The sequence below is a fragment of the Micromonospora sp. DT4 genome, from assembly GCF_049841675.1.
Lineage (GTDB): Bacteria > Actinomycetota > Actinomycetes > Mycobacteriales > Micromonosporaceae > Micromonospora.
In genome coordinates, this window is sequence record NZ_JBNCKT010000200.1 from 1 (window position 1) to 5,060 (window position 5,060).

6 protein-coding genes are annotated in these 5,060 nt (G+C 70.3%); 1 reads left to right on the forward strand and 5 read right to left on the reverse strand.

The features are described from left to right. Positions 1-290: 290 nt before the first annotated feature. The 5 genes from ACLQ24_RS28450 to ACLQ24_RS28470 form a co-directional block, all read right to left on the reverse strand. Positions 291-587, reverse strand: coding sequence for a DUF6582 domain-containing protein (locus tag ACLQ24_RS28450; protein WP_425894818.1), 297 nt, complete (start codon positions 585-587; stop codon positions 291-293). A gap of 75 nt (positions 588-662) precedes the next feature. Then, a complete protein-coding gene (locus ACLQ24_RS28455) occupies positions 663-1,757 on the reverse strand; it encodes an IS630 family transposase (RefSeq protein ID WP_425894819.1) in 1,095 nt (364 codons plus the stop codon). Between the two features lie 67 nt (positions 1,758-1,824). Next, positions 1,825-2,592, reverse strand: coding sequence for a nucleotidyltransferase domain-containing protein (locus tag ACLQ24_RS28460; protein ID WP_425894820.1), 768 nt, complete (start codon positions 2,590-2,592; stop codon positions 1,825-1,827). A gap of 32 nt (positions 2,593-2,624) precedes the next feature. Continuing rightward, entirely contained in the window at positions 2,625-3,992 is a 1,368-nt protein-coding gene (locus tag ACLQ24_RS28465; protein WP_425894821.1) for a hypothetical protein, read from the reverse strand. Between the two features lie 6 nt (positions 3,993-3,998). Next, positions 3,999-4,478: a hypothetical protein gene (locus ACLQ24_RS28470; RefSeq protein ID WP_425894822.1), complete on the reverse strand. Its 480-nt coding sequence runs from the start codon at positions 4,476-4,478 to the stop codon at positions 3,999-4,001. A 135-nt stretch (positions 4,479-4,613) separates the two neighbouring features. Here ACLQ24_RS28470 and ACLQ24_RS28475 point away from each other — a divergent pair, with 135 nt between their 5' ends. Beyond that, on the forward strand, positions 4,614-4,991 hold the full coding sequence (locus ACLQ24_RS28475) for a copper resistance protein CopC (protein WP_425894823.1): 378 nt from the start codon (positions 4,614-4,616) through the stop codon (positions 4,989-4,991). Positions 4,992-5,060 lie beyond the last annotated feature (69 nt).

A 5,060-nucleotide genomic window follows, 5' to 3' on the forward strand; every position in this document is an offset into this window, starting at 1 on the left:
AAATCCTTGTTCCGCAAGCCCGAAGTCCGCTACGCCGCCTCCTGACCATCAACTATTTGCCTTACGGGTCAATAACTATTCCCGCTCGCGCACACGTGGAAGACCAGCCAATCCGCCCTCGACCGCCACCAAACCCTGCGCTGCCCCCAAGGGGCCTTTCACTGACACAGCGCCGTCCCTGCCGAGGGTAGACCAGAGAAATGAATGTCCCCGCCCCGGCAGACCTCAAGGCCGTAGCCGCCGTACCGCCGAGCGGGAACCGTCCCCCGACCCGGCCGGGCCGGGCTCGCTCAGTGCGCGGGGTTCAGCGTGTGCGGCAGTCGGCCGAGTTGGTGCCAGTCCGTCTCGGCGACCTCGACGCCGTAGTGCTTGGCAGCGGCGAGGATGTTCTGGAAGGCCAGGTCACGGTCCTCGTCGCTGACGCCCTGCACCTGGTCGAAGCGGGCGATCGCGTTGCGGACGTGGCCCGCGTCAGTCATCGGCTCCTTGCGCTTGCCGGGGAACGCGAAGACGGTCTCCGGCAACTCGCGCTTGTCCTTGTCCGTCAGGCCACCGTGCTTCTCATGGGGCTTCCAGGTCGACTTCATGGCCCACCTGTACCCGTTTGCGGCCCGATTACCCGGGGTCGAGCCGAAATCGGTCTGACCCCGGGTAACAAGCACCTAGCGTCCCGCGCCTGATATTCGTTGAATAAATCGGCCGAGGGACTCGATGATCTCTTCTGCGGTCTTTGTCCACACGAAGGGACGGGGGTTCTCGTTCCAGTTGGCGATCCACGAGCGGATGTCGGTTTCCAGTGCCTGTACGGATGCGTGGGTGCCGCGGCGGATCATCTGGTCGGTTAGGAAGCCGAACCAGCGTTCCACCTGGTTGATCCAGGACGAGCTGGTCGGGGTGAAGTGCGTGTGAAAACGCGGGTGTTTGTCCAGCCACGCCTTGATCGCGGGGGTCTTGTGAGTGCCGTAGTTGTCGCAGATCAGGTGGACGTCCAACTCGGCGGGGACCGAGGCGTCGATGCGGGCGAGGAACTTCTTGAACTCCACCGCCCGGTGTCGTCGGTGCAGAGCGCTGGTGACGGTGCCGTCGGCGACGCTGAATGCGGCGAACAGGCTGGTGATGCCGTTGCGCACGTAGTCGTGGGTACGCCGTTCGGGCATGCCGGGCATCATCGGCAGGACTGGCTGGGAGCGGTTGAGCGCCTGGATCTGCGCTTTCTCGTCCACCGAGAGCACCACCGCGCCCGCCGGCGGATCCAGATACAACCCGACCACGTCAACGACCTTCTCCATGAACAACGGGTCCGTCGACAGTTTGAACGTGTCGGCCTGATGCGGCTTGAGGTTGAACGTGCGCCAGATCCGCCCGATCGTCGACTTCGACAACCCCGACTTCTCGGCCATCGACTTACGGGACCAGTGTGTAGCGTCCTTGGGCGTTCCCTCCAGCGTGGACACCAGCACCTCCTCGACCTGGTCGATGTTGATCGACGGCGGACGACCCGGTCGATCCTCGTCGACCAGACCGTCCAGACGCCGCTGCACGAACCGGCTCCGCCACTTACCCACCGTCGGCCGCGACACCCGCAGATCGGCGGCCACCTGATTGTTGGTCGCCCCCGGCTCCGCGCACGCCAACACGATCCGACACCGCAAGGCCAGAGCCTGAGAAGACTTCGCCCGCCGCGACCAACGCACCAACGTCGCGCGCTCCTCGTCGGTCAACACCAACTCGACCTTCGGCCGTCCAGTCTTCGGCATACAACACACACTACACATAATCAACGAACTTCAGGCGCAGGACGCTAGGGCCGCGTCGCCAACGGGGTCAGCCGGCGATCTCGGCGCGTACCCGTTCCTGGAAGGCGCGGGCCTCGCGGCCGGTGGGCGGTGGGCCGCCGTGCCGCGCGGCGATCGCCCGGCGGATCACGTCGGCCGGGTCGCCGGTGTCGACGAGCCGCTGACCGGCGGCCACCTTGGACAGCCAGACGCCGTCGCGGTACCGCACCAGGGAGCGGCAGGCGCCGAGCACCGCGTCCTGGACGCCGGGCGCGGGCTCGTCGTCCGACGGCGTCGGCAGGGCCAGCCACCAGGTCAGCGCCTCGACCAACAGGCGACGCAGCGCGTCCGGGGGGAGGTCGGCGAAGACCTCCGCCGCCGGAGGACCGGCAAGCGGCATTCCGCTCTGGTGCAGGATGCTGCGGTCCAGCCCGTACCAGAACCGGCCGTCCGCGCTCGGACGGTCGGCCGGGTCGAGGGTGCGGCGGAACGGCATGGCGCGTCCGGTGTTCAGCTCGACCTCGAAGCCGGGTTCGGGGCTGCCGGCGGCGGCCACCACCCGCCGGTACACGACCAGTTCCAGCCCGCGCGCCGGGCAGGGCAGCGCCTCGTGTCGCAGCCGCGCCACCAGCGTCCGCTTGACGGCATCGGGGAGCGGGTCGACGCAGACCAGCGCCACGTCCACGTCGCTGCGGCCGGCCTGGTACGCGCCGAGCCCCACCGAACCGGCCGCGTACGCGCCGACGAGGTCGTCGCCGAGCACGTCCCGGGCGGTGTCCACGAGATCGTCGAGGTAGCGCCGAAGAGCAGAGTCCACGCCCTCATCCTGTCGTGTGGGCGCGGAGGCGCCTAACCGGCGTAGAGCAGCAGCAGCCCCGCGACGGTGTAGGCGACCATCAGCGCGAGCAGCGGGAGCTGACCGGCGACCGCCCGCGCCCGGGGGAACAGGTACAGGGCGCGGTCGTGGGCGAGCAGCGTACCGAGCAGGTGCCCGACGATGATGACGGTGATCTGGAGGTTGGTCACCCCGGACGGGGTGACCAGCGCGGTGTGCGGTTCCCAGCCCGCGGTGCCGAAGAAGTCCGCTCCGGTGTCGCGGGGATCGGAGAGCAGGGCGACGGTGCGCTGACCCTCCAGGATCAGCAGCGAGTAGTAGTGCGCCACCACGTAGCCCACCGCGATCGGCACGATCGAGTGCGCGATCTCGCCCGGCACACGCCGGGGCGCGACAGCGCCGGCCGGGCCCGCGGCGTCCGCCCGCCCGGTGCGGCCGACGCGGGCCGCGACGCCGGTGGCGGCGAGGTACGCCACGGCGACCGCCCCGATGACCACGACCAGTCCGGCGCTGCCGGTGACCACCGGGGGCAGCCCGTTCTCCTGCGCGAAGCGCAGCCAGGCCGGCGCGTTGGAGAGGCTGTCGAACATGGTCGAGCCGAGCAGCACGATCACCACGGCGACCAGTCCGGGACGGGGTCGCAGCCCGGCGATCCCGTCGAGCGGGTTGCGCCACACCAGCACACCGTCGGCGGCCCTGCCGATCGGAGCGAGCCGGCCGACGAGCGCGCTGTAGACCTCGAACGGGTCGGCCCGGTCGAACCAGTCCGCGCCGAACAGCACGGCGCCGGCCAGCAGCACCACGGCGTACCCGGCCAGCCACGCGGTGATGACCGGCAAGGTGGCCCGGTCCGGTGCGACCAGTTCGAGCCAGACGAATCCGAAGAGGGTGAGCGCGCCGGGCCAGAGGCCCAGGCCGGCCGGCAGCTCGCGGACGCCGCGCGCCGGGTCGCGTCGCGCCGCCAGCGCGCCGAGCAGGTGCGCGGTACGTAGCGGGTTGACCACCCGCCAGACCGGACCGAGCAGCAGCGAGACGGGCACCAGGCCGACCCAGAGGAGCACGTAGAGCGCACCGGCCGTGGGATTGTCCGGGGTGTCCGGCCCGGCGAGCAGGCCGACGCAGAACCAGCCGGCGGCGAGCAGCCCCAGTCCGCGCAGCGTCCACCGGAACGCGGAGGCGTCGAGGAGGCGGGCCAGCCGGTCCGGCACCGGTCGGCCACCGGCGGCGTCCCGGTCCAGGCGCGGTTCACGCCAGAGCAGGCCCAGAGCGAGGAAGGTGACAACCAGGGTCAGGACGGCGGCGACGACGAGCTCGGGCAGCGTGATCGGCAGGTCCTGACGGCCGCCGACGCCGTGTGCCAGCAGCGTGGGAGCGGCGGACATCGGAGATCAGCGGACGACGAGCTGGAAGAGCACCAGCTCGGTCTCGTGCGTCTCGACCTCGAACAGCCCGGTCTTGTCGGCCCGGAACTCCACCGCGCCCGGCATGCCGGCCGGAAGACGGGCGCCCAGGTCGTAGCCGTGCACGTGCAGTTCGTCGGCGACGTCCGAGGTGACCGTGATCCGGACCAGTTGGCCCTTGGTCACGGTCACCCGGCCGGTCGGTGGGGTGACCCGGCGCTTGGCGACGGTCACGGTGATCTCCCGGTCGACCGCGGGCGTGCTGGGCGTGGCGGCGGGAGTGGGGCTGCCCGTCGTGGCCGACGCGGCGGCGGTGGTCGGCGCGGCGGCCGACGTCGCCGCCGTCGAGGGTGCGGCGACGGACGGGTCGTCGTCCTGGCCGCAGCCCGTGGCGAGCAGGGCGGTGAGCAGGCCGGTGACCAGGAGGGCGGCGGGGCGGGCGGCGGGGCGCGAACCGGGGACGGACACGGGCGGACTCCGAACGACGCGGGGGGACGGGGTGTCGAGATGACCGTCGGAGGGTGAACTCTACGTCTTGTTCGGCGACGGGGATATGACCATGATGAACGAATGCGATCGAGGCTCGTCACTGTCGGTAACATCGTGAGTCGTACCCTCGCGGTGCTGGCCGCGCTGCTGGTGGCGTCGCTGGCGCTGCCCGCCGCCCCGGCGTCCGCGCACGGCCAGTTGGCGACCTCCACCCCGCTGACCGGCACCGTGGTGCGCCAGCCTCTCGCCCAGGTCGGCTTGTACTTCACGGAGAAACCGGCCGCCAACGCGCACTTCACCCTCACCGGCCCGAACGGGTCGCGGGTGGACAGCGGCTGGTCGCACGGCGAGCCGAAGCGGTTGGACAAGCCGGTCCAGGAGTACTTCATGGTCAACGGCGTCTTCGAGCCGAGGCTGTACCACACCGGCTTCCCCGCGATGGTGTCCGTCGCGCACTGGCCGGCGAAGGGCCGCTACACCGCCAGTTATTGACCAGTAACCCAAAGGTGCCGTGGTTAGCCGGCTGCGTAGCGGACTTCTGGCTTGCCGAACAAGGCTTTC

Coding starts and splice junctions, on each gene's coding strand:
- ACLQ24_RS28450 (WP_425894818.1), bottom strand. CDS start 587: ATGAAGTCGACCTGGAAGCCCCATGAGAAGCACGGTGGCCTGACGGAC.
- ACLQ24_RS28455 (WP_425894819.1), bottom strand. CDS start 1,757: ATGCCGAAGACTGGACGGCCGAAGGTCGAGTTGGTGTTGACCGACGAG.
- ACLQ24_RS28465 (WP_425894821.1), bottom strand. CDS start 3,992: ATGTCCGCCGCTCCCACGCTGCTGGCACACGGCGTCGGCGGCCGTCAG.